This window comes from Blastococcus sp. TML/C7B (assembly GCF_016612845.1).
Lineage (GTDB): Bacteria > Actinomycetota > Actinomycetes > Mycobacteriales > Geodermatophilaceae > Blastococcus.
On the sequence record NZ_JAEOAA010000002.1, the window covers coordinates 812021 to 834589 of the forward strand.

General features: G+C 74.4%; 22 protein-coding genes, 1 pseudogene and 1 riboswitch. Of the genes and pseudogenes, 9 read left to right on the top strand and 14 right to left on the bottom strand.

Features of this window, described 5'->3' with window-relative positions; all coding sequences use genetic code 11:
- Nucleotide 1: 1 nt before the first annotated feature.
- The 4 genes from JKP76_RS16800 to JKP76_RS16815 are packed head-to-tail and all read right to left on the bottom strand — an operon-like array spanning nucleotide 2 to nucleotide 2908.
- Entirely contained in the window at nucleotides 2-994 is a 993-nt protein-coding gene (locus tag JKP76_RS16800; RefSeq protein WP_309233025.1) for an ROK family glucokinase, read from the bottom strand.
- Complete coding sequence (locus JKP76_RS16805) at nucleotides 991-1314, bottom strand: hypothetical protein (protein ID WP_200492003.1); 324 nt, start codon at nucleotides 1312-1314, stop codon at nucleotides 991-993. Before JKP76_RS16805 ends, JKP76_RS16800 begins: the two co-directional genes overlap by 4 nt.
- Nucleotides 1311-2471: an ArsA-related P-loop ATPase gene (locus JKP76_RS16810; RefSeq protein ID WP_200492004.1), complete on the bottom strand. Its 1161-nt coding sequence runs from the start codon at nucleotides 2469-2471 to the stop codon at nucleotides 1311-1313. Before JKP76_RS16810 ends, JKP76_RS16805 begins: the two co-directional genes overlap by 4 nt.
- Before the next feature lie 5 nt (nucleotides 2472-2476).
- Nucleotides 2477-2908 (bottom strand): SRPBCC family protein, encoded by a 432-nt coding sequence (locus tag JKP76_RS16815; RefSeq protein WP_200492005.1) that lies wholly within the window; start codon nucleotides 2906-2908, stop codon nucleotides 2477-2479.
- 157 nt (nucleotides 2909-3065) lie between these two features.
- On the opposite strand from JKP76_RS16815, the gene JKP76_RS16820 reads away from it, so the two are divergent.
- Nucleotides 3066-4859, top strand: a complete 1794-nt coding sequence (locus JKP76_RS16820) for a long-chain fatty acid--CoA ligase (RefSeq protein WP_200492006.1) — start codon at nucleotides 3066-3068, stop codon at nucleotides 4857-4859.
- A 42-nt stretch (nucleotides 4860-4901) separates the two neighbouring features.
- Here JKP76_RS16820 and JKP76_RS21520 read toward each other — a convergent pair whose 3' ends face one another.
- The 5 genes from JKP76_RS21520 to JKP76_RS16845 form a co-directional block, all read right to left on the bottom strand.
- Nucleotides 4902-5921: a glycosyltransferase family 4 protein gene (locus JKP76_RS21520; protein ID WP_309233026.1), complete on the bottom strand. Its 1020-nt coding sequence runs from the start codon at nucleotides 5919-5921 to the stop codon at nucleotides 4902-4904.
- Nucleotides 5922-6023: 102 nt separating this feature from the next.
- A complete protein-coding gene (locus tag JKP76_RS16830) occupies nucleotides 6024-7292 on the bottom strand; it encodes a M48 family metalloprotease (protein ID WP_200492007.1) in 1269 nt (422 codons plus the stop codon).
- 113 nt (nucleotides 7293-7405) lie between these two features.
- On the bottom strand, nucleotides 7406-8515 hold the full coding sequence (locus tag JKP76_RS16835) for a C40 family peptidase (RefSeq protein ID WP_200492008.1): 1110 nt from the start codon (nucleotides 8513-8515) through the stop codon (nucleotides 7406-7408).
- Between the two features lie 15 nt (nucleotides 8516-8530).
- Nucleotides 8531-8711: riboswitch (cyclic di-AMP (ydaO/yuaA leader) on the bottom strand.
- Nucleotides 8712-8906: 195 nt separating this feature from the next.
- The gene (locus tag JKP76_RS16840; protein ID WP_200492009.1) at nucleotides 8907-9230 is read right to left on the bottom strand and encodes a hypothetical protein; all 324 of its coding nucleotides are present in this window, start codon (nucleotides 9228-9230) and stop codon (nucleotides 8907-8909) included.
- Nucleotides 9231-9290: 60 nt separating this feature from the next.
- Entirely contained in the window at nucleotides 9291-9962 is a 672-nt protein-coding gene (locus tag JKP76_RS16845) for a M15 family metallopeptidase (protein WP_200492010.1), read from the bottom strand.
- Between the two features lie 1273 nt (nucleotides 9963-11235).
- Here JKP76_RS16845 and JKP76_RS23610 point away from each other — a divergent pair.
- Both JKP76_RS23610 and JKP76_RS16855 read left to right on the top strand, forming a co-directional pair.
- The gene (locus tag JKP76_RS23610) at nucleotides 11236-13056 is read left to right on the top strand and encodes a DEDD exonuclease domain-containing protein (RefSeq protein ID WP_309233027.1); all 1821 of its coding nucleotides are present in this window, start codon (nucleotides 11236-11238) and stop codon (nucleotides 13054-13056) included.
- Nucleotides 13053-13340, top strand: a complete 288-nt coding sequence (locus JKP76_RS16855; RefSeq protein WP_091985632.1) for an Lrp/AsnC family transcriptional regulator — start codon at nucleotides 13053-13055, stop codon at nucleotides 13338-13340. The genes JKP76_RS23610 and JKP76_RS16855 overlap by 4 nt, the downstream gene beginning before the upstream one ends.
- Nucleotides 13341-13355: 15 nt before the next feature.
- Here JKP76_RS16855 and JKP76_RS22710 read toward each other — a convergent pair whose 3' ends face one another.
- From JKP76_RS22710 to JKP76_RS16865, 3 genes and pseudogenes are all read right to left on the bottom strand, one after another.
- A complete protein-coding gene (locus JKP76_RS22710; protein WP_309233028.1) occupies nucleotides 13356-13970 on the bottom strand; it encodes a hypothetical protein in 615 nt (204 codons plus the stop codon).
- A 76-nt stretch (nucleotides 13971-14046) separates the two neighbouring features.
- Nucleotides 14047-14322, bottom strand: a pseudogene (locus JKP76_RS22715) (anthranilate phosphoribosyltransferase); the annotation flags it as partial.
- A gap of 103 nt (nucleotides 14323-14425) precedes the next feature.
- Nucleotides 14426-14851: a hypothetical protein gene (locus JKP76_RS16865; RefSeq protein WP_200492011.1), complete on the bottom strand. Its 426-nt coding sequence runs from the start codon at nucleotides 14849-14851 to the stop codon at nucleotides 14426-14428.
- Between the two features lie 134 nt (nucleotides 14852-14985).
- Here JKP76_RS16865 and JKP76_RS16870 point away from each other — a divergent pair, with 134 nt between their 5' ends.
- The 4 genes from JKP76_RS16870 to JKP76_RS16885 are packed head-to-tail and all read left to right on the top strand — an operon-like array spanning nucleotide 14986 to nucleotide 19235.
- A complete protein-coding gene (locus tag JKP76_RS16870) occupies nucleotides 14986-15603 on the top strand; it encodes a heme-copper oxidase subunit III (protein ID WP_200492012.1) in 618 nt (205 codons plus the stop codon).
- Between the two features lie 7 nt (nucleotides 15604-15610).
- Entirely contained in the window at nucleotides 15611-16462 is an 852-nt protein-coding gene (locus JKP76_RS23030) for a cytochrome c (protein ID WP_309229596.1), read from the top strand.
- A complete protein-coding gene (locus JKP76_RS16880; protein ID WP_200492013.1) occupies nucleotides 16459-17571 on the top strand; it encodes a ubiquinol-cytochrome c reductase iron-sulfur subunit in 1113 nt (370 codons plus the stop codon). Before JKP76_RS23030 ends, JKP76_RS16880 begins: the two co-directional genes overlap by 4 nt.
- Entirely contained in the window at nucleotides 17571-19235 is a 1665-nt protein-coding gene (locus JKP76_RS16885) for a cytochrome bc complex cytochrome b subunit (RefSeq protein WP_200492014.1), read from the top strand. Before JKP76_RS16880 ends, JKP76_RS16885 begins: the two co-directional genes overlap by 1 nt.
- A gap of 1052 nt (nucleotides 19236-20287) precedes the next feature.
- Here the strand turns inward: JKP76_RS16885 and JKP76_RS16890 are convergent.
- Both JKP76_RS16890 and coxB read right to left on the bottom strand, forming a co-directional pair.
- Nucleotides 20288-20692 (bottom strand): cytochrome c oxidase subunit 4, encoded by a 405-nt coding sequence (locus JKP76_RS16890; RefSeq protein ID WP_200492015.1) that lies wholly within the window; start codon nucleotides 20690-20692, stop codon nucleotides 20288-20290.
- A 45-nt stretch (nucleotides 20693-20737) separates the two neighbouring features.
- Nucleotides 20738-21625, bottom strand: coding sequence for a cytochrome c oxidase subunit II (gene coxB, locus JKP76_RS16895; RefSeq protein ID WP_200492016.1), 888 nt, complete (start codon nucleotides 21623-21625; stop codon nucleotides 20738-20740).
- 231 nt (nucleotides 21626-21856) lie between these two features.
- Here coxB and JKP76_RS16900 point away from each other — a divergent pair, with 231 nt between their 5' ends.
- Complete coding sequence (locus tag JKP76_RS16900; RefSeq protein WP_200492017.1) at nucleotides 21857-22222, top strand: metalloprotease; 366 nt, start codon at nucleotides 21857-21859, stop codon at nucleotides 22220-22222.
- Nucleotides 22212-22562 carry a DUF3817 domain-containing protein gene (locus JKP76_RS16905; RefSeq protein ID WP_200492018.1) on the top strand — a complete coding sequence of 117 codons (351 nt, stop codon included), beginning with the start codon at nucleotides 22212-22214 and terminating at the stop codon, nucleotides 22560-22562. Before JKP76_RS16900 ends, JKP76_RS16905 begins: the two co-directional genes overlap by 11 nt.
- Nucleotides 22563-22569 lie beyond the last annotated feature (7 nt).

Here is a 22569-nt window from a genome sequence, read left to right on the forward strand (position 1 = left end):
GCTAGCCGTCGCCCTCGGCGACGGCCCTCCGCACCAGGTCGGCGGCCCCCACCAGGCCCGCCTGGGCGCCCAGCTCGGCGGCGACGATCCGCGGGCCGGGCCGGAAACCGCGACCGGGCAGCGCCCGCTCCAACCGCTCGCGCGCGGGACCGAGCACCATCTCACCGAGCACGCTCACCCCGCCGCCGATGACGACGACCTCGGGGTCCAGCACGGCGGCGAGGTCGGCGATGCCCTGGCCCAGCCAGACGCCGACCTCGGTGACCAGCTCCAGCGCCAGCGGATCGCCGTCGGAGGCGGCCCGGGCGACGTCCTCGCCGGTCAGCCGGGACGCGTCGCCGTCGACCCGCTCGAGCAGCAGCGCGGCGGCCGCGGGCGACGTGCCCGCCACCTCGCGGGCGGTCTGCCCCAGCGCCGTGCCGCTGGCGTACCGCTCCCAGCACCCCCGGTTCCCGCAGGCGCACAACCGGCCGTCGGGGACGACGCGCATGTGCCCCCACTCCCCCGCGACGCCGTGCGAGCCGCGCCGCAGCCGGCCGTCCAGGACGATGCCGCCGCCGATGCCGGTGCCGAGGGTGACCATCAGCGCGAGGTCCGCGCCCCGGGCGGCGCCGTAGCGGTACTCCGCCCAGGCGGCCGCGTCGGCGTCGTTGCCGACCCACAGCGGCCGCTGCAGGCGGGCCGAGAGGTCCTTGCGCAGCGACGCGTGCCGCCAGGCCAGGTGCGGGCTGAACAGCACCGTGTCACCGGCGCGGTCGAACCAGCCCGCCGCGCCGATGCCGACGCCGACCAGCTCGCCGTCGTGCCCGGCCGCGAGCTCCTCGACGACGGCGGCGATGGCGTCCTCGGTGTCGGAGACCGAGCTGCCGGGCGTCGCCCGGCGCGCGGTCGCCAGGACGGTCCCGTCGGGGGCGACGACGCCGCCGGCGACTTTGGTACCGCCGATGTCGATGCCGAGCGCCGCCAGCGCCGACGCGGGAGCCGGGGTGCTCACGCGATGTCGATCCGCTGGACGGCCGGGCCCGGCCCGTCCTCGTCGTCCGGCGCGGCGCCTGCCGACCCGCTCTCCTGCCCGGCCGCCGGCCGGGGCTCGCCGGCCAGGTCGCGCAGCACCGAGGCGGTGGTGGCCAGCACGTCGGCCAGGGCGGCGGTCACCTCGGGGCGCTCGCCGCGCAGCACGGCCGCCGCCTGGCACACGGGGCACCAGCGGCAGTCGACGCCGTGGGCGCCGCCTTCGGCGGGGGCCGCCTCGGGGAGCCGGAAGGCGTCGAGCAGCCTGCGGGCGGAGTCGGCCCAGTCGGCACCGGCGGTCATGGCGTTCTCCTCACCGCGGCCAGCAGATCGGCCGGCCAGAGCTGGGGGTCGGGTCGGAAGGAGACCACGAGCCGGGCGTCCGCGCTGCCGGCGTCGGTGATCCGGCCGCCGGTCACCTCGCAGCGGCGCAGCAGCGGGTCCAGCCTCAGCGACCGGCGGGCGCCCGCGGCGGTGACGACCAGGTCGTCCTCCCAGCGGGTCAGGCCGACGGCGCCGCGCTCGGCGAACGGGAGCGGGACGCCCAGCTCCCAGCCGCCGTCGAGCCTCTCGGTCGCGGGCGCCGGCAGCCCGGCGCCCGGGAGCCCGCCGCCGGGCAGCGGGAGGTCCCCGAGCAGCGCGGTCGCCGCGGCGGCGTCGGCCGGGGACGACGCGGTCTCGGGCACCCGGTGCACCGGGGCCAGCTCCGCCAGCGCGTCCAGCTCGGCGTCCTGCTCGGCCCGGCGCGCGCGCCACCACTCCCCCGTGCCGTCGTCGGGGAGCACGCGGGCGAGCACGATCCCGGGGCGCAGGCCGTGCAGGCCCAGCGCGGTCGCGGTGCCGCGCAGCGCGGCCGCCGTCCCGGGGCGCGGCACCGCGGCGAGGGCGACGGCGGTGCCCGCGACGTCGGCCAGCCGGTCGACGGCCAGCAGCTCCTCCAGCTGCGGGAGCAGCGCGAGCGCGGCGTCCACCGGACCGCGGCGGGCCGCACCGGAGGTCACCGCGGCGGAGCGGATCGCCCCGAGGGCCCGGGCCCCGGGCGGCAGCAACCGGTCCAGCCACCAGCGCAGCGTGGCGGGGAGCGCCAGCAGGGCGGCCGCGTCGGCCGGCGACCCGGCGTCCACGACGACGAGGTCGGCCGAGGCGCGGCCCAGCTCGGCGAACAGGGCCAGCTCGGCGGCACCGGGCAGCGGCGTCACCGACGACGCCGGGGGCAGCGCCAGCTGCGGCAGCGCGCCCGCGGCGGGCGCGACGGTGCCGGCCCAGAACCGCTCGACCGCGGTGCCGGCGTCGACGGTGCGCACCTGAAGGCCGGGCACGTCCGCGAGCCCCGCGACCGGGACGGGCTGCCGGCTCAACAGGAGCGTGCTCCGGCCGGCGCCGGCCGCGCGCACCGCGGCCGCCGCGGCCAGGGTGCTGACCCCGGCGCCGCCGGGGCCGGTGAGGACGAGGGTCCGCACGCGCGTCAGCCCTCGACGCGCTTCTTGAGCTCCTTGAGAGCCGTGTCCAGGATGACCTTCTCGGCCTTGCGCTTGATCATCCCGAGCATCGGGATCGAGAGGTCGATGGTGATCGAGTAGGTGACCTCGGTCCGGCCGCCGGTCTCCCTCAGCGTGTAGGAGCCGTCGTTGCGCTTCTGCATCTGCCCGGAGACCAGGTTCCAGGAGACCTTGCGGTCGCCGTCCCAGGTGTAGTCGAGGACGTACTCGTCCTTGATCGCCCCGGCGTCGAGCACGAAGTGCACCCGGCGGGCGCGGCCCTCGGGGCCGTCCTCGACGACCTCGACCGTCTTGGCCGCGGCGACCCACTGGGGGTAGGCCGGGAAATCGGCGATGACCGCCATCACGTCGGCAGCGGGGGCATCGACGACGATCGACTGGGTGGACTGGTCGGCCATGGGCAGCAGGCTAACGGGTGCGCGGGGTCCTGGAGAGCGCCGCTCACCCGTTGCGCTACTCGCGGGTAGGACGTGCCCGCTAGATTGATCTCGACGATCCTGGTCAGGGACCGGTGGGCGACGGTGCCCGCGGCGGCCAGGGAGGAGAGGACCAGGCGTGCGCGAGTTCAGCGTTCCCGTGACCACCGAGGTGGCGCCCGACGCGGCGCTGACCGACATGCTCGCCCTGAACGTCGCCGAGCACGGCGCCGAGGTGGGCCTGCGCCGACGGCTCGACGGCCAGTGGCGCGACGTGACGTGGCAGCAGTTCGGCGAGGAGGTCCGCGGCGTCGCCAAGGGGCTCATCGCCTCGGGCGTGGCCGCGGGCGACCGCGTGGCCCTGCAGGCCAAGACGCGGTACGAGTGGACCGTCCTCGACTTCGCGATCTGGACCGCCGGCGGCGTCGTCGTCCCCGTCTACGAGACCTCCAGCCCCGACCAGGTCGCCTGGATCCTCTCCGACTCCGGCGCCACCGCCATCGTCGTGGAGAGCGGCGAGCACGCCGCGGCCGTCGAGACGATCCGCGACCAGGCCCCCGACCTCACCTCGGTCCACGTCATCGACGACGGCGCCGTCGACGCCCTCATCGCCGCCGGTGCCGACGTCCCGGACGCCGAGCTGGACGCCCGCCGGGCCACCCTCACGGCCGACAGCCTCGCCACGCTGATCTACACGAGCGGCACGACCGGCCGGCCCAAGGGCTGCGAGCTGACCCACGGCAACTTCCTGTTCGAGATCGACAACGGCATCACGCTGCTCGACCGCTTCATGAGCGTCGAGGGCTCGCTGCTGCTGTTCCTGCCGCTCGCGCACGTGCTGGCCCGCGTCCTGCAGGTCGGCGCGGTCAAGAACCGCACGGTCATCGGGCACACCCCCGACGTGAAGAACCTGCTCGACGACCTCGGCGAGTTCAAGCCGACCTTCGTGCTGGCCGTGCCCCGCGTCTTCGAGAAGGTCTTCAACTCGGCCAAGGCGAAGGCGGAGGGCGACGGCAAGGGCAAGATCTTCGACAAGGCCGCCCAGGTCGCCATCGACTGGTCCCGCGCCCAGGACACCGGCGGCGCCGGTCTCCTCCTGCGCGCCCAGCACGCGCTGTTCGACAAGCTCGTCTACGCGAAGCTGCGCGCGGCCCTCGGTGGCCGCTGCCTCGGCGCCATCTCCGGCGGCGCGCCGCTGGGTGAGCGGCTGGGCCACTTCTTCCGGGGCATCGGCGTCACCGTCTACGAGGGCTACGGCCTCACCGAGACCACCGCCGCCGCCTCGGTGAACCACGACGACGGGATCCGCATCGGCACCGTCGGCCAGCCGCTGCCCGGGGTCACCTTCCGGATCGCCGACGACGGCGAGGTGCTCATCAAGGGCGGCATCGTCATGGCCGGCTACTGGAAGAACGAGGAGGCCACGAAGGAGGCCATCGACGCCGAGGGCTTCTTCCACACCGGCGACATCGGCGAGCTCGACGCCGACGGCTTCCTCACCATCACCGGCCGCAAGAAGGAGATCCTGGTGACCGCGGGCGGCAAGAACGTCGCCCCCGCCGTCCTCGAGGACCGGCTCCGCTCGCACCGGCTGATCAGCCAGTGCATCGTCGTCGGCGACCAGCGGCCGTTCATCGCCGCGCTGATCACCCTCGACGACGAGGCGCTGCCGCAGTGGCTGGAGTCCAAGGGCAAGCCGGCCGGTCAGACCGTCGAGCAGGTCCGCGAGGACGCCGACCTCAAGGCCGAGATCGACGCCGCCGTGAAGGACGCGAACAAGGCCGTCTCCCAGGCGGAGGCGATCAAGAAGTTCCACATCCTCGGCACCGACTTCACCGAGGACAACGGGATGCTCACCCCGAGCCTGAAGCTCAAGCGCTCGGTGGTCATGAAGGAGTTCGGCGACGAGGTCGAGGCGCTCTACACGCGCTGACCCCCGCCGCACCGAGGCCCGTCCCGCACCGCGGGGCGGGCCTCAGTGCTTCTCGAGCAGCTCGGTGAAGGTCGCGGCGATCGTCGTCCAGGACCAGCGCTGCTCCACCCAGGACCGGCCGGCGGCACCCATCGCCCGGGCGCGGGCCGGGTCGTCGAGCAGGCCGGTCAGCGCCGCGGCCACGGCGGCCGGTGACCGCGGGTCGACCACGTGCCCGGTGACGCCCTCCTGCACGGCCTCCGGGGCACCGCCCGAGGTGCCGGCCACGACCGGCAGGCCGACCGCGGCCGCCTCGAGGAAGACCATGCCCAGGCCCTCGACGTCCAGCCCGGCCCGGCGGGTGCGGCAGGGCATGGCGAACACGTCGCCGGCCGCGTAGTGGGCCGGGAGCTCGGCGGCGTCCACCGCCCCGGTGAGGACGACGGAGCCCTCCAGCCCGCGCGCGACGACCGCGCGCCGGAGCGCGGCCTCGTCCGGACCGCCGCCGACCAGCAGCAGCCGCGCGTCGGGGTGCCGCGCCAGCACCTGGGGCCACGCCTCGACGAGGACGTCCTGCCCCTTGCGGGCGACCAGCCGGGACACGCAGACCACCACCGGGGCCTCCCCCAGGCCGTGCCGGCGGCGGACGGCGGCGCCGTCCACCTGCGGGGTGAACCGGTCGACGTCCACCCCCGGGGAGAGCTGCGCCAGCCGCGTGCGCCCGTCCAGCGCCGGGGCGAGCCGGGCCCGGGTGAACTCGGTGATGTAGGTCAGCACGTCCAGGCCCGACGCGATGCGCTGCATGAGCTGCCGGCTGCCCGGCAGCGCCACCCAGCCGGTCTCGTGGCCGTGGGTGGCGCCCACCAGGTGCCGCACCCCGGCCGCGCGCAGCGTCGGCGCGAGCAGCCCCAGGGGGGCCGCGGCGCCGAAGAACGCGCGGTCGCAGCCGTACCGCTCGACCAGCTCGACCGCCGCGCCGGCGGTCGCCCGGGTGGGCAGCAGCATGCCGGTGGGCCGGCGGACCACCGGGTAGGGCAGACCGGCGTCGTGCTCGGCCGCGCCGGGGTGGTCCGAGGCGAGCACGACGAGCGAGTCGGGCGGGCGGCGGTCCAGCAGCGCGGCGACGAAGGTCTGGATGCCGCCCTGCCGCGGCGGGGAAGTCGTTGGTGACGACCAGCGTCCGGCTCACGGCTCCCGCTCCAGCTGGGTCCAGTCCTCGGCGAGCGCGATCCGCTCCGCCACGGTGGGATGCGACCCGAAGTACCAGCGCCACGCGGCCGGGGGGCTCGGATCGGAGAGGTTGGTCGTGGCCAGGCCGCGCTGCATGGCGATGAAGGCCTCCGGATCGCGGGTGAGGTCCAGCGCGGCGACGTCGGCCCGCGCCTCGACCTGCCGCGAGACCAGGTTCTGCACCGGCGTCACGACCAGCGTCCCGACGGTGACCAGCAGCAGCACCAGGGGCACCACCGCCGGGTCGGCCGGTCCGGCCGCACCGGCACGGCGGAGCAGAGCGGGCGAGGTCAGCAGCCAGCCGAGCAGGGCGACGCCGCCCGCGCCGCCCAGGGCGCCCAGCAGCGTGCCGGTGAGGACGTCGTCGGCGGCGACGTGGCCCAGCTCGTGCGCGGCGATCGACTCGATCTGCTCGTCGGGCAGCCGCTCCAGGACCGTGTCGTACACGACGATGCGCCGGGTGGAGCCGAAGCCGGAGACGTAGGCGTTCAGCGCGGTGGTCCGCCGGGAGGCGTCGGAGACCAGCACGTCCTGCACCGGGGTGCCGTTCTCCTCGGCGAGGGCCAGCAGGTCGCTGCGCAGCTGCCCCCCCGGCATCGACGCGAAGCTGTTGAACGCGGGCTCGATGACCACCGGCCACAGGAACGAGCCCACGACCACGAGCACCGCGGCGCCCGCGGCGGCGAGCGCCCACCACGCCCGCGACGCCCGGCGGGCGAGCCAGACCAGGGCCAGCAGGCCGAGGGCGGTCAGGGCCGCGTCGATCGCCGTCGACACCGCGACGTCCCGGGCCCACAGCCCCCAGCTGCGCGTGGACAGCCCGTACCGGTGGCGCACCACCTCGCCGTAGGCGGCGATCGGCAGGGTGGCCAGCCGCCCGAGGACGGCGAGGGCGAGGACCCCGAGCAGCACCTGCACCGCCCAGCGCCCGCGCCGGGGGGCGGGCAGGGCGCGGACCAGCCGGGCGCCCAGCGGGGTGAGCCCGAGCAGCGCGGAGACGGCGAGCCCCAGCAGCAGGGCGGCCAGCGACGCCGGCCGGATCGCCGCCGCGAAGGCGTCCGCGCGCGCGACCTGGTCGGCCGGCAGGCCGGCGGTCGGGTCGAGCGGCACGCCCCCGCCCGCGGGCTCCGGGAGCACCTCCCACGGCGTACCGAGGGCGACGACCAGGGCGAAGGCGGCCAGCAGGACGGCGGCGGACACCAGCGGGGCGCGACGTGCGCTCACCGGTCCACCACGGCGCCGATCCTAGGCGCGGCCCCGGACGGCACCGGGACCACCGACGACGAGGGCCGGCGCCTCCCTCGCGGGAGGCACCGGCCCTCGGGGTGCGGCAGGGGTCAGCCGACGATGCGGCGGGCGCTGTTGTAGCTGCCCATCGAGTCGACGCTGGCGACCTTGACCGGCTGGCTCTCGGTGGAGGCGTGCACCATCTGGCCGTTGCCGATGTACATGCCGACGTGGCTGACCGGGCTGTAGAAGAAGATCAGGTCACCGGGCTGCAGCTCGCCGCGCGAGACCGGGGTCCCCATCTGCGACTGGCTGCGGCTGGAGTGCGGCAGCGAGACGCCGGCGGCACGGTAGGCGAAGGAGGTCAGGCCCGAGCAGTCGAAGGCGTCGGGACCACCGGCGCCGTAGACGTACCGGTCCCCGACCTGCGCCAGCGCCGTGTTGACCGCGACCTGCGCCGCCCCGCTCGGCGCGGCGACGGTCGCCGTCGGCGCCGGTGCGGTGCGCTCGGTGCCGCGGGAGGCGCGCACGGGCTGGGAGTCCCCGTGGGCGCGCTCGACGACGGCGCGCTGCGCGGCGTCGAGGGCGGCGTACTGCCGCCGGTGCTCCGCGACGCGGGCCTCGAGGTCCTTCTGCTGGGCTTCGATGTCGGCGACGCTCCGCTCCGCCTTCTCGCGGGCCTCCCGCGCCTCGGCGCGGGTCTCCTCCGCGCGCTCGGAGGCCTCGGCCACCTCGCTCACGGCGGCGTTGGTGCGGGCGGCGAGCGCGTCCAGCGTGCCGAGCTGGGAGACCAGGTCGCCGGCGGAATCGCTGGTCAGCATCGCGCCCAGCTGGCTGCGCGTCGCGCCGCCGGCGGTGTAGGCGGAGCGGGCGAGCTGGCGGATCCGCCCGTCGAGGGCGGCGCGCTGCTGCTGGGCGTCGAAGGCGGCCAGCTCAGCGGTGTCGACCGCCGCGCGCTGGCGCTCGAGGTCGACCCGGGCCTCGTTGAGCTGCTCGGAGACGACCTCCAGCTCGTGGCTGGCGTCGGCGACCAGCTGCGCGGCCTCGGCGGGGCTGCTCGGGGCAGCCGTCGCGGAGCCGGGCAGGACGGTGACGGCGAGGGCGGTCGCGGCCCCGATCAGCAGGCCGGCGCGGAGGCGGCCCACCCGGCGGGCGGGCCCGGCCGGATCGGGGCGGAACGGTGCGAGGACGTGCGTCGGCAGGGCGTGAGGGGTCGCCACGAGAGGCGGCTCTCCGTTTCTTCCTCGATCCGCCTACCGAGTTAGCTGACGGGTTCGGGCGGGGAAGACTGGCCCTATCCCCTGCTCACCGGCGGACCGGCCCTGCAGGGGAACTCACCCCAGGACTGCGGTGGGTCCCCGGTTCACCTCGGACGACCACGCGGGACGTCGTACGGCGATTCGGCGGTGCCCGGCCGAGGCCACCCCTTGTGCGGATGACGACCACCCGGTCGGACGCGACGACCCTACGGTCGTGATGTTGCCGTGACAAATGCAGCTGGGCGCCGCAGATGTGACGAACATCGCGATCGCGCCCGCGCGCCTTCCCGGCAACCCCGTTCCGTAGGGGTACAAGCACGCTCCGCTGCGAGAGCAAGGGGTGAGATGTCCCTCAGCCGGTCCGCCGGCCGGGGCGCGCACCGTCCCGCCCGGCCCCCGGGGCGCCTCGGTGCCGCAGCGGTGGCACGAGGCCGTACTCCGCCAGTGCCCGCACGGCGCGTCGCTCGACGTCGTCGAACTCGACGACGACACCGGGCGGCGGCAGCACGACGTCCTCCGCGGCGGGCTCGGGCTCGGCCACGCGGGGGCGCGCCGCCATGGGCACCACCACCGGGTCCACCCCCTGCCAGCCGGGCGGGGCGCCGAGCAGCACAGTGACGACGCAGTCGGCGCAGCCGGTGCCGCGGAGCGTGCAGGTGTCGCAGTCGATGAGCATGTCTCTCCTCCGTGAGTCACGCGCACCGTAGGAGCGGCCACCGACAATTCCGCCCGGCGCTCAGCTGCCCGCGTACTCCCAGTGCCAGGGCTCCTCGCGGCCGTTGCCCGGGTCGGCCCACGTCGGGTGCAGGAAGCCGAACCGGCCGGCGTTGGCCACCATCCACGCGTACTGCGGCGTGCCGAACGTCTGGATGCCGCCGCAGAGGTCTACGGCCAGCCCCCACCCGTGGTTGCTCGTGCCGGGGACGGCGGCCAGCGCGGGCTTCTCGCCGTACAGCGTCACCTGGCTCGCGTACGTGCGGTAGGAGTCGGTGATGCAGATCGGCCCGCCGAACGCGGCGGCGTAGGCCGCCGACATCGCCCGGTAGGCGGCCGCCGCGTCGCAGCGCAGCGAGTGGCCACCGACCCCCAGCGGGCACATCGCGCTCGGTGGGATCAGGCCGTTCGGGTAGCCGCCCCACTGCCGCGCACCGTCGAAGCTCGGGGGGTAGACGGGGTTGCCGCACTCCGTGCGCAGCGCACCCCCGACCGGCCCCGGTGCCGCCACCGGTGCGCGCTGGGCCAGGCTGGGCCGCCCCACCCCGATCACCTGGTCGGCAGGCAGCGTGCGCACGACGACGGCGCCGGCACGGGCGTCGGCCGCCAGCATGGTCCGCGCGTCCAGCGCGAGCCCGACGTGGCCCAGCCCCGACTCCGCCGTCCCGAGGAAGACCAGGTCGCCGGGCAGCACGTCGGCCGGCGCGACCGGCGTGGTGACGGCGAGACAGCCCCGCCTGGTCCGCGGGCAGGGCGATCCCCGACCGCCCGTAGACCGACTGGACCAGCGAGCCGCAGCTCCAGGACTCAGGGCCGGACGTCCCCGGCGCGTAGGGCAGACCCAGCGCCTCCATCGCGGCGCTCACCGCGCTCACCGTCTCCGCCGGCAGCACCAGGAGCGAGGTGGGCTGGCCGGGGAGCTGTGCCGCGACCGGCTGCGCACCCCCTCCCGCGGCGCCGACCGGCACGAGCCGCTCGGGCAGCCCCGCCGCCGGGTCGCGCAGCGCGGCGGCCGGCGGAGGCGCGATCCCGGCTGCGGCCAGCTGATCGGTGTACGCCCGCCAGCTCGCCGCCGTCCGCTGGTTGACCTCGACCTGCTCCCGCTGCAGCTGGGCCAGCTGGCGGTCCACCGCGCCGAGCGCGGCGTCCAGCTCGTCGGTCACCGCCGACGCCGCGGCCTCGAGCTCGGCGGCCCGGGCACCGACCTCCTCCGCGCGCGCCCGCGCCCGCGCGAGGGCCTCCTCCGCGGCCTGCTGCCGTTCGTCGGCCGCCCGGCGCTGGGCCTCCGCGGTGCCGATGACCGAGGCCGCGTGCCGGTCGACCACGTCGAGGAAGCTCATCGCCGCGACCACCTCGCCGGGGTCGCTGCCGCTGAGCAGCAGCGTGAGGGGCGTCAGGGACCCGCCGTCCCGGTACACCGCGGCGGCGTACCGCGCGACCTCCTGCCGGTAGCCGGCCAGCTCGCCCTCCGCACCGCCGAGGACGGCCTCGGCGTCGGCGACGGCGCGCTCGGCCTCGGCCAGGGCGTCGCGGGCGGCGTCCACCGCGCTCTGCTGCTCCTGCAGCCCGCCCTGCACCTCGGCGGCGCGCTGCTGGAGGGCGTCCAGCGCGCGGCTGTCGAGCACGCCGGACGTACCGCCCGGCTGGTCGCTGGGCGCGGCCGCCGCGGGCGCCGCGGTGCCCTGGAGGGCGAGGACGGCGAGCGGGGCCAGCAGCAGGGACGCCCGACGGGCGCCGCGACGCGCCGTGGGCGCACCGGGGCGCCACGGGGAGCGCGGGGACATCGGACCACCTCTGCGGATCGGGGCGGCGTCGCCCACCGCTGGAATGGTGTCCCGCCTCCCGGAGAACCGCCAGGTGAGGGGGCAGGTTCGCCCGGCCGGGCGACCGCGCCGGTGACTACCCGCGACCCGCAGGGTCGGCGCGGCACCCCGGGACTGTCAGCACCCCGACCTACCGTCCGCCTCGTGAGCTCCTCCCCCACCCTCCCGCGCTACGTGCAGGGCACGATCGAGGAACTGGGCACGCCCCTGGCCGAGGTCACCTTCGTCGTGGTCGACCTGGAGACGACCGGCGGCTCCCCGAAGGACAGCGCGATCACCGAGATCGGCGCGGTCAAGGTCCGCGGCGGCGTGGTGCTGGGCGAGTTCCAGACCCTGGTCGACCCGGGCCGCGAGATCCCGCCCTACATCAGCGTCCTCACCGGGATCACGACGTCGATGGTCATGGCCGCACCCCGCATCGCGACGGTGCTGCCGGCCTTCCTCGAGTTCGCCCGCGGGGCGGTGCTGGTCGCGCACAACGCCCCGTTCGACCTGGGGTTCCTCAAGGCGGCCTGCGCCGAGACCGGCATCCACTGGCCGGCGGCGGCCTCGGTCGACACCGCGGTGCTCGCCCGCCGGCTGCTGACCCGCGACGAGGTGCCCAACTGCAAGCTGGCCACCCTCGCGCCGTTCTTCTCGGCCACGACCTCGCCGACGCACCGCGCGCTGGACGACGCCCGCGCCACCGTGGACGTGCTGCACGGCCTCTTCGAGCGCCTCGGCCCGCTGGGCGTCTCGTCGCTGGAGGAGCTCACCGGGCTCACCCGCCAGATCGACCCGGAGCGCCGGCGGAAGCGGCACCTGGCCGATTCCGTCCCGCACGGCCCGGGGGTCTACCTGTTCCGCGGGCCGCGCGACGAGCCGCTCTACGTGGGCACCTCCACCGACCTGCGCACGCGGGTCCGCAGCTACTTCACCTCCGGCGAGCAACGCAGCCGGATCACCGAGATGGTCGCCCTGGCCACGCGGGTGGATGCCATCCCCTGCGCGCACGCCCTGGAGGCCGCGGTCCGGGAGCTGCGGCTGATCGCCGAGCACAAACCGCGCTACAACCGGCGCTCGCGGTTCCCGGAGCGCGCGCTGTGGGTGCGGCTGACCGACGAGCCCTTCCCCCGGCTCTCGGTGGTGCGCCGGGTGCGCCCCGGCGCCGGGGTGTTCCTCGGCCCCTTCCCCGACCGGCGGGCCGCCGACGCCGCGGTCACGGCGGTGCACGAGTCGCTGCCGCTGCGGCAGTGCACCCCCCGCATCTCCGCGCGGGCCCCGGCGGGGTCGGCCTGCGCGCTGTTCGACATGGGCCGCTGCGGCGCCCCGTGCACCGGCGCGCAGTCCGTCGCCGCCTACGCCGACATCGCCGCGGTCCTGCGGGCCGCGGTGGCCTGCGACCCCGGTGCGCTCGTCGCGCCGCTGCTCGACCGCGTCGAGCGGCTCGCCGCCGAGGAGCGCTACGAGGACGCCGCCGTCCTGCGCGACCGCGTCGCCGTGCTGCTGCGCGCGGTGCGGCGGCGCCAGCGGCTGGAGTCCCTCGCCGCCGTCCCGGAGCTGGTGCTGGCCCGCCCGGACGGCGCGGGTGGCTGGGAGCTGTCCGTCGTCCGCCGCGGCCGGCTGGTCTCGGCCGGGGTGGCGCCGCGGGGCAGCTCGGTCCGCGGCACGCTGGCCGGCCTGCTGAGCACCGCCGAGACGCTGCTGGGTCCCGACGGGGAGATCGCGGCGTCGGTCGACGAGACCGAGCTGGTGCTCCGCTGGATGGAGAAGCCCGGCACGCGGCTGGTCGAGCTCGACGGCACCCTCGCCTGCCCGGCCCCGGGCACGGGCGCGTTCAGCCGGTTCCTCGCGCTGGCCGACGGCAGCAGCGCCGGGCGCGACCCGTTCGCCGACGGCCGCTCGCTCGGCACGCGGGCGCGCCCGGACCGGATCACCGCGGGCGTGGGCGCAGCCGGCCGGCCCCGGCTAGCATCGCCGGCGTGATCACCGCCATCGTGATGATCGACGCCGCCACCGACTCGATCCCCGAGGTGGCCGCCGCGATCGCCGACCTCGACGGGGTCAGCGAGGTCTACTCGACCGCCGGCGAGGTCGACCTCATCGCCCTCGTCCGCGTCCGGGAGTTCGAGCAGGTCGCCGAGGTGATCGCCGGGCGGATCAACAAGGTGCCCGGCGTGCTCGAGACCGAGACGCACATCGCCTTCCGCGCCTACTCGCGGCACGACCTCGAGGCCGCCTTCGCGATCGGGTTCGAGTCCGCGGACTGACCCCGCCGCACCGCGTCAGCGGCCGTCCCGCACCGACCGGCTGACCGCGACCCAGCGCGCCAGCTGGTCGGCCGCCCGGCCGTCGTCGACTGCCGCGGCGGCGCGCTCCAGCCCTGCGGCCAGCGACTCCTGCAGCCCGGTCGCGTGCTCGTCGAAGGCAGCCAGCGCCGCCGCGGCGTTGAGCAGCACCGCGTCGCGCACCGGCCCGCGCTCGCCCTCCATGACCCGGCGGAACACGTCGGCGTTGAAGGCCGGCGACCCACCACGCAGCGCATCGGGCCCGGAGGCCGGGATCCCCAGCGCCGTGGGATCGACCCGGTCGGGGACGACGGCGCCGTCCCGCACCACCCAGGCCGAGGACGTCGTCGCCGTCGTCAGCTCGTCGAGCCCGTCGTCCCCGCGGAACACCACCGCCCGGGCCCCCCGGGCGGCCAGCACCTCGGCGAGCACGGGCGCCATGGCCCGGTCGGCGCAGCCGATGGCGGCCGCGACCGGGCGGGCGGGGTTGGTGAGCGGGCCGAGGAAGTTGAAGACGGTGGCGATGCCGAGCTCGCGCCGTGGCGCCCCCGCGTGCCGCATCCCGGGGTGGAAGACCGGCGCGAAGAAGAACCCGATGCCGGCCTCCTGCACGCAGCGGGCGACCCCGGCTGCCGGTCAGGTCGATGACGACACCGAGCTCCTCGAGCACGTCGGCCGCCCCGGACGACGACGACGCGGCGCGCCCGCCGTGCTTCGCGACCGGCGCCCCTGCCGCGGCGACGACCACCGAGGCCATCGACGAGATGTTCACCGTGTGCGCGCCGTCGCCGCCGGTGCCGACGATGTCGACGCAGTCCAGCGGCAGCGCGACCGGCGTCGCCTGGGCGAGCATCTCCGCGGCGAGGCCGGAGACCTCCTGCGCCGAGGCGCCCTTGGCGCGCAGCGCCACGGCGAAGCCTGCGACCTGCGCCGGCGTCGCCTCACCGGTCATCACCTCGCGCATGGCCCAGGCCGTGTCGTCGGCCGTGAGGTCCTGGTGCGCGAGCAGGCGGTTGAGCAGGCCCGGCCAGGACGGCCGGGCCGCGGGAGCGGCGGTCACCGCCCGGTCACCGGACCGCGGGACGGCGTGCGGCGCTGCGCAGCAGGTCCGCGACGAGCCCCGGAGCGGTGAGCGGGTCGACCTGCAGCGGGAGCGTGCCCTCGGCCCGGGACCAGTGCGCGAGCCAGCGGTCGGGTTGACGGGCGATCAGGACGCACACGGCCGGGCGGTCGGGCACCTCCTGCTCCAGCTGGCGGGCCAGGGCCAGGCCACCGGTCGGCTGCGCCTCGCCGTCGAGGATGCACAGCGAGACGCCCCCGCCGTCCACGGCGGCGACGACCTCGTCGCCGGTGGCGCACTCGACCCAGGAGAGCGGGCCGACGTCCGGGGCGGGACGCCGCCCGACCGCGGTGCGCACGGCCTCGCGGATCTCGGGGCGGGAGCTGTAGACCAGCACGGTGGCCGGTGCGTCGGGGGTTCCGGCTGGGCTCACGCGGGCGAGCCTAGTGGTTCGGCCGTCGTCCGCAGGGAAGGACGGCGCCCGCCCGACGCGGGGCGAGCAGCCGGTGCGCCACGCCGGGACGACCCGAGGTCGTCACCGGAGGGGGCCGATGCCATGATGGCCGGGTGACAACGGCCCCCGTGGCGAGCAGCACCTTCGACACCTCGCGGGTGCACTCCCTGACCCGACCGAACATGGTCAGCGTCGGCACGATCATCTGGCTCTCCAGCGAGCTGATGTTCTTCGCCGGCCTGTTCGCCATGTACTTCACCGCCCGTTCCCGGGCCGGCGCCGAAGGCTGGCCGCCCGAGCCGACAGAGCTGAACCTGCCGTACGCGACGTTCTTCACCCTGATCCTCGTCGCGTCCTCGTTCACCTGCCAGTTCGGCGTCTTCGCGGCCGAGAGCGGCAACGTCTACGGACTCCGGCGCTGGTTCACGATCACCTTCGTGATGGGCCTGATCTTCGTCGTGGCCCAGATGAACGAGTACCGCGTCCTGGTGACCGAGCACGGCACGTCCATCTCGTCGTCCACGTACGGCTCGGTGTTCTACATCACCACCGGGTTCCACGCGCTGCACGTCATCGGTGGTCTCGTCGCGTTCGTCTACCTCCTCATCCGGTCCACCATGGGCCGCTTCACGCCGGCGCAGGCGACCGCGGCCATCGTGGTCTCCTACTACTGGCACTTCGTCGACGTCGTGTGGGTCGGGCTCTTCGCCACGATCTACCTGATCCGCTAGGGGAACGGTGTCCACCACGAACCCGCAGTCCGACGCCGCCTCGGCCGTCGTCGACACCGCGACCACGCCCGTCGCCCGCGCCCGCGCGCGGCGGCGCAGCAAGCACCGCCGTCGCGTCGCCAACGTCGCCGGCCTGATGGCCGGCCTGGTTCTCACCGGCGCGCTGTACTCGGTCTTCAGCCCCGCCCAGGCGGCGCCGGCCGAGGGCACCGAGAGCGCCGCCGAGGCGGCCGGCCGCGAGCTGTACGACCGCAGCTGCATCAGCTGCCACGGCGCCAACCTGGAGGGCGTGCCCAACCGCGGGCCCTCGCTCATCGGCGTCGGCGAGGCGTCCGTCTACTTCCAGGTGCACACCGGGCGCATGCCGCTCGTGCGCCAGGAGGCCGACGCCGCCGACAAGCCCGCGGTCTTCTCCGACGAGGAGATCGACCAGCTGATGGCCTACGTCCAGGCCAACGGCGGCGGCCCGACCCTCCCCTCGGGCGACCTCCGCGACGGCGACGTCGCCGAGGGCGGCGAGCTGTTCCGGCTGAACTGCGCCTCCTGCCACAACTTCGTCGGCGAGGGCGGTGCGCTCTCCTCCGGCAAGGCGGCGCCGAGCCTCACCGACTCGAACGACCTCGAGATCTACACGGCGATGCTGACCGGACCGGAGAACATGCCGGTCTTCGGCGACAACCAGCTGACGCCCGAGGAGAAGCGCGCCATCGTCAACTACGTGCAGACGATCGGCGAGCAGGCCGACCCGGGCGGCGCCGGCATCGGTCGCGTCGGCCCCGTCGCCGAAGGCCTGGTCATCTGGGTCGTCGGGATCGGCGTCCTGATGTTCGGCATCTTCTGGATGGGGAGCAAGGCGTGACCACGCACGACACCCGCCCCGGTTCGACCGGTGGCGCGGACACGCCCGGCCCGCTGCACGGCGGCCCGGACGACGAGTACACCCCGGAGCAGCTCGCGGCGATGCCGCGGGAGGAGCTGGACCGCCTGGGCGCCCGCTACGACGGCGTGCAGGTCCTGCACGTCGACCCCGGCCCCGAGCCCGGGTCCCCGATGGAGCGTCGCGCCGTCCGCCAGGTCGGCCTGACCTTCGCGCTGGCCGGCGTGGCCGCTTTCGCCTTCGTCGTGGTCTACGTGGGTTCGGGCTGGTTCTTCCCCGACTGGCAGTGGGTCAGCGGCGACACGGGCTGGAGCGCGCTGTTCACCCCGCTGCTCGGCGCCACGATGGGCCTGGCGTTCTCGCTGGTCGGCGTCGGCCTGGTGCTGTTCAGCAAGAAGCTGCTCCCGCACGAGACCGCCGTGCAGGACAAGCACGACGGCTCGCACTTCGACCGCGTCACCACCGGCGCCACGCTGGTCGGCGGCCTGCACAACAGCGGCCTCGCCCGCCGCAAGCTGATCACCCGGTCGCTGGGCTTCATGGGCGGCGGTCTGGGTCTCATGCTGCTGATGCCGCTGGGCGGGCTGATCAAGAACCCGAACACCGGCAACCCGCTCGGCCGCACCTCGTGGGCCGAGGGCGTCCGCCTCGTCCGCGACGACGGCAGCCCGATCCGTCCCGGCGACCAGGAGCCCGGCTCCCTGGAGACGGTCTTCCCGGCCGTCCCCGGCGGCAACCGGCAGTCCGACGCGGCCACCATGCTCATCCGCCTGCGCCCGGCCCAGCTCGAGCAGAACGCGCCGCGCGAGGGACAGGACGACTTCGGCTACGGCGACTACGTCGCGTACTCCAAGATCTGCACGCACGCCGGCTGCCCGGTGTCGCTGTACGAGCAGGAGACCAGCCGGATCCTCTGCCCGTGCCACCAGTCGCAGTTCGACGTCACCCAGGGGGCCAAGCCCATCTTCGGGCCGGCCACGCGATCCCTGCCGCAGCTGCCCATCACGGTCGACGAGGAGGGCTACTTCGTCGCCCGCGGCGACTACCCTGAGGCAGTCGGCCCCACGTACTGGAATCGGGAGCGCATCTGATGGCAGCTACGGCCACGGCCCCGGGGGCTCCGACCACCCGGCTGGGCAAGACCGCGACGGAGATCGACGACCGGCTGATCGTCGCCGGCCCGCTCCGTCGCACCCTGAACAAGGTGTTCCCCGACCACTGGTCGTTCCTGCTGGGCGAGATCGCGCTCTACTCGTTCATCATCGCGCTGATCTCGGGCACGTATCTGACGTTCTTCTTCGACGCATCCATGCGTGAGGTCGTCTACGACGGGTCCTACGCGCCCCTGCGCGGCGTGGAGATGTCGGCGGCGTACGACTCGGCGCTGAACCTGTCCTTCGACGTCCGCGGCGGCCTGTTCATGCGCCAGGTCCACCACTGGGCCGCGCTGCTGTTCGTGGCGTCGATCGTCGTGCACCTGCTCCGCGTCTTCTTCACCGGCGCCTTCCGCCGTCCCCGGGAGACGAACTGGATCATCGGCGTGGTCATGCTGGTGCTCGCGCTGCTCATGGGCGTCACCGGCTACACCCTCCCCGACGACCTGCTCTCGGGCACCGGGCTCCGCATCATCAGCGCGATCATCCTGTCCGTCCCGGTCATCGGGACGTGGGCGCACTGGGCGGTGTTCGGCGGTGACTTCGTCGGCGAGCTGATCATCGGGCGCTTCTACATCGCGCACGTCCTGATCATCCCGGCGATCTTGCTGGCCCTGATCGCGGTGCACCTGCTGCTGCTCGTCAAGCAGAAGCACGCGCAGTTCCCCGGACCGGGCCGCACCGAGCACAACGTGGTCGGCAACCGGCTCTTCCCGACGTTCGCGGCGAAGGCGACCGGCCTGCTGTTCATCGTGTTCGGCGTGGTCGCCGCGCTCGGTGGGCTGGTGCAGATCAACCCGTTCTGGCTGTGGGGCCCGTACAACCCGGCCCAGGTCTCGGCCGCGTCGCAGCCGGACTGGTACATCCTCTTCCTGGACGGCTCGACCCGGATCTTCCCGGCATGGGACATCAACCTGCCGGGCGACTACACGATCCCGGCGCTGTTCTGGCCGACGGTCGTGGTGGCCGGTGCGATGTTCACCGTGCTGGCGCTGTACCCGGTGATCGAGCGGAAGCTGTCCGGCGACACGGCGTCGCACCACCTGCTGCAGCGTCCGCGCGACGTTCCCGTGCGCACCTCGCTCGGCATGATGGGGCTGACGTTCTACGGCGTGCTCATGCTCTCCGGTGGCAACGACGTCTTCGCGGACAAGTTCGACGTGAGCCTGAACGCCATGACGTGGTTCGGCCGGCTGGGCGTCGTCGTCCTCCCGCCGATCGTCTACGCGATCACCTACCGGATCTGCCTGGGTCTCCAGATGCACGACCGCGAGGTGCTCGAGCACGGCATCGAGACCGGTGTCATCCGCCGGCTGCCCCACGGTGAGTTCATCGAGGTGCACCAGCCGCTCGGCCCGGTCGACGACCACGGCCACGGCGTGCTCGCCTACGGCGGTGCTCCGGTGCCGAAGAAGATGAACCAGATCGGTGGCGCCCGCCGCGCGGTCCGGGGCTTCTTCAAGCCGATCGAGGAGCCGTCGCAGGTGGAGCTCGAGCAGGGTCGCGAGGGCCGCGGTCTCGCCGCTGCCGACGAGGCCCGCGAGCTGACGTCCTCCGGACGGCCCTCCGAGGGTGGCCGCCCGCAGGAGCCGCGCGACTGACCTCGCACAGCCCGTCCAGCAGGGCCCCGGTGGATCTCCACCGGGGCCCTGCTGCATGTCGGGGGCGGGTGGGCCCCTCCCCCGCCACGCGTACGTCGTCCCTCAGGCGGCCAGAACCGCTTGCCGAATGGCCGTCTCAGGGACGGCGTCGCCAGCTGCCTCGATCGCCCGCGCGCAGAGTGGGCTCGCCCCCCGACGGCTCGTGGAGGCACCTGCCACGCCCATGGGACCTCGCCGTTGCAGCTGCTCCGGGGACCGGAGTGCGGGCGACGTCCGGACGTTGCCGACGCGATCGCGCCCGCATCGTCGGTACCCGGCGCGCGGAGTGGGCGCCCCTCCACCGCACCCGCATCAGCCGCTCCGCCTCGGTGGGCGTGGCCCGGCGACCGTCCTGGCGTCCGCAGGCCGCTGTCGGATCCGAGTGCGCGCTGACCCTCACGGGCGCACCACGGGCGGCTGGCCACCCCAGGGTCGGTTCGACCCGCGAGTGCTCCGCCACCATCCGAGAAGCACCACGAGCTCACCGATGAGCGCGAGGCAGCCGAAGCCAGGTGTACACCGCGCGGTCCGCTACTCCGAGGCGAACGCCAACCTGCTGGCGATCCTGGCTGAGGAGACCCGCGGTGCATGGGCCCAGCGCGCGGCCTGGTCCAGGCCCACGCTCCGGCTCCGGAGCCGACCAGCGCCACGCGAGAGGGCGACCAGGGGCAGGAGTCACGTCGGCGCAGGAGGGGGCTGGGAGCTGTGTCGGCCGGCTGACGCTGCCTGCCATCCACCCGATCGTGCTCTGCACCGCGGTCACGTTGCGCGTGACTCCCGGACGGTGCGGGCGCGATCGAGGGCGCGTCGTCGGCATCCCGCGCGCAGAGTGGGCGTCCCTCAGCGCAGGCCCGTTCGCGACCGCCGGTACGTCGTCCCCCCGGCGGCCAGATCACCCCGCCGGATGGCCGCCTCAGGGACAGCGTGCGCCCCGCGCGGGCACAGGGTCGGGCCTCCAACGGCCGAGGGCCCCTCCCGCCGCAGCGGAAGGGGCCCTCGGGCTCGGGTGGTGCTCAGCTCTGCGTGGCGTTCTGCCCCACGTAGTACTCGAAGAGCAGGCCGCCGACCGCGATGAGGATCGCGGCGGCACCCATCGCCATCAGCCAGTAGTACCAGAACGCCAGGCCCAGGGCGGCCAGACCGACCGACAGGGCGACGGCGAGCGGCCAGTAGCTGGCCGGGCTGAAGAAGCCCAGCTCGCCGGCGCCGTCGGCCATCTCGGCGTCCTTGCGGTCCTCGGGGCGGGCGTCGATGCGCCGCGACACGAACCAGAAGAACATGCCGACCATGCCGGTCAGGCCGGCGGAGAGGATCAGCGCGGTAGTGCCGATCGGCTCCCTCGCCCACACCCCGTAGACGATTCCTGCACCGATGCAGAAGATCGCGATGATGTTGAAGATCAGCGCCTCGACCTTCACGGTCGTGCCTCCTCAGGCGTCGTGCCGGTGCCGGCCGTGCAGCGGTCAGCCATTGCTCGACTGCTGCTGGTTGTCGTTCTTGGCCTGGAAGAGCTCCAGGGGCGTGGTGGTCGACGAGGACCCCGGCTGGCCGATCTCCTCGAGGGCCTCGAAGGTGTCCAGGCCCTCCTCGCGCGCGGCGAGGTAGGCGTCGTAGTCGTCACCGGAGACGGCGCGCACCTCGAAGTTCATGTATGCGTGGTAGGTCCCGCACAGCTCGGCACAGCGGCCCACGTAGGCGCCCTCCTCTCGGACGGTCACCTCGAAGACGTTGTCCCGGCCGTTCTCGTTGCCCGGGATGACGTCGAGCTTGAACAGGAACTCCGGCACCCAGAACGAGTGGATGACGTCGGCGGAGGCGACCTCGAAGCGGATCGTCCGATCGGTCGGCAGGACCAGGATCGGGATCTCCTCGCTGGTGCCGATGGTGTTGACCGGTTCGCCGTCGGTGCCCGTGGTCTCCGGATAGACGAACTGCCAGTTCCACTTGAAGGCGTTGACCGCGATCGTCTCGTCCGGGTTGTCGCTGCGCTCCTTCACCTCGTTCTGCGTCACCACGGTGAAGAAGAACAGCGCCGCGATGATCAAGAACGGCGCGATCGTGTAGGCGATCTCCAGCGGCAGGTTGTAGGCCGTCTGCCGCGGGAGCTCGTCACTGCGCTTCCGGTGGGCGACGACCGAGTAGAGGATCAGCCCCCAGACCAGGAAGCCGACGATCAGCGCCGCGATGACCGAGCCGGTCCACAGCTCGCGCATCGACTCGGCTTCGTCGGTGACGCCCTCGGGCCAGCCGAACCGCCAGAACTCGTTGTTGGGCATGTCGCACCCGGTGAGGGTCAACACCCCCAGGAGACCGAGCGCGGCCAGCCGCGCGAGCCTGCTGCCTCGAGCCACTGCTCGTTGCCTCCTCGTCCTCCGTCCGGAGCGCCCGGACGGTCCTCCCAGCGGGTCCGCCGGCCGGTCTCGGCAGGCGGCGTCCACGCCGATCTCAGTGTGTGCCGAGACTAGCCGACGGCGCTCGGCGGCCGGCCACCGGAGACCCCGGCCCGGCGGGTCGCGACTGCTGTGGCCCATCACGCGCCCGCGCCGCGGCCGCCGGATCGGGCGGGTGGTTAGAGTCGTGGCGTGTGGTACCGCCTGCTGACCCCCAAGTGGGTGCTCCTCCACCTGTTGGTGGCCGCGCTCTTCGTCGCCACCTGGTTCCTCGGGTACTGGCAGCTCTCCAAGGCCGAGGACGGCGGTGGCGCGGTCAACTGGAGCTACGCGCTGCAATGGCCGCTCTACGGCGTGATGGGGCTGTGGTTCTACGTCCGCATGGCGCGCGAGGAGCTGCACCGCGACCCGGACGACGACGTCCCCGGCAACGCCGTGGTCCTCTACCAGCGGCCGCGGATCGACACCACCGGCGACCCGGAGCTGGCCGCCTACAACGCCCACCTCGCCGAGCTCAACGAGAAGGCCCTCGGGCAGCGGGCCAGTCATGGCCAGTGAGCGCACAGCCTCCTCCCGCACCTCGGCCGAGGCCATCGCCCAAGCCCTGCTGCGCTACCGGGTCATGGCCACCGTGGTCGGCGTCCTGCTCATCGCGCTGATCTTCGTCGCGGTGCCGCTCAACCACCTGGCCGACGTCCCCGGGCCGTCCACCGTCCTGGGCACCGCCCACGGCTGGCTCTACGGCCTGTTCTTCCTGTCGGCGGTCGACCTCGCGCTGCGCGCGAAGTGGACCCTCAAGGGTTTCCTGCTCACAGTCATCGCCGGCACGGTTCCGGTCCTCTCCTTCGTCGCCGAGCGCCGCGCGACGGCGAGGATGCGCGCCGGCCAGCAGGTCTGACCCACCG

Coding starts and splice junctions, on each gene's coding strand:
- JKP76_RS16840 (WP_200492009.1), bottom strand. CDS start 9,230: ATGCTCATCGACTGCGACACCTGCACGCTCCGCGGCACCGGCTGCGCC.
- JKP76_RS16905 (WP_200492018.1), top strand. CDS start 22,212: ATGGCCAGTGAGCGCACAGCCTCCTCCCGCACCTCGGCCGAGGCCATC.
- JKP76_RS16885 (WP_200492014.1), top strand. CDS start 17,571: ATGGCAGCTACGGCCACGGCCCCGGGGGCTCCGACCACCCGGCTGGGC.
- JKP76_RS16805 (WP_200492003.1), bottom strand. CDS start 1,314: ATGACCGCCGGTGCCGACTGGGCCGACTCCGCCCGCAGGCTGCTCGAC.
- JKP76_RS16815 (WP_200492005.1), bottom strand. CDS start 2,908: ATGGCCGACCAGTCCACCCAGTCGATCGTCGTCGATGCCCCCGCTGCC.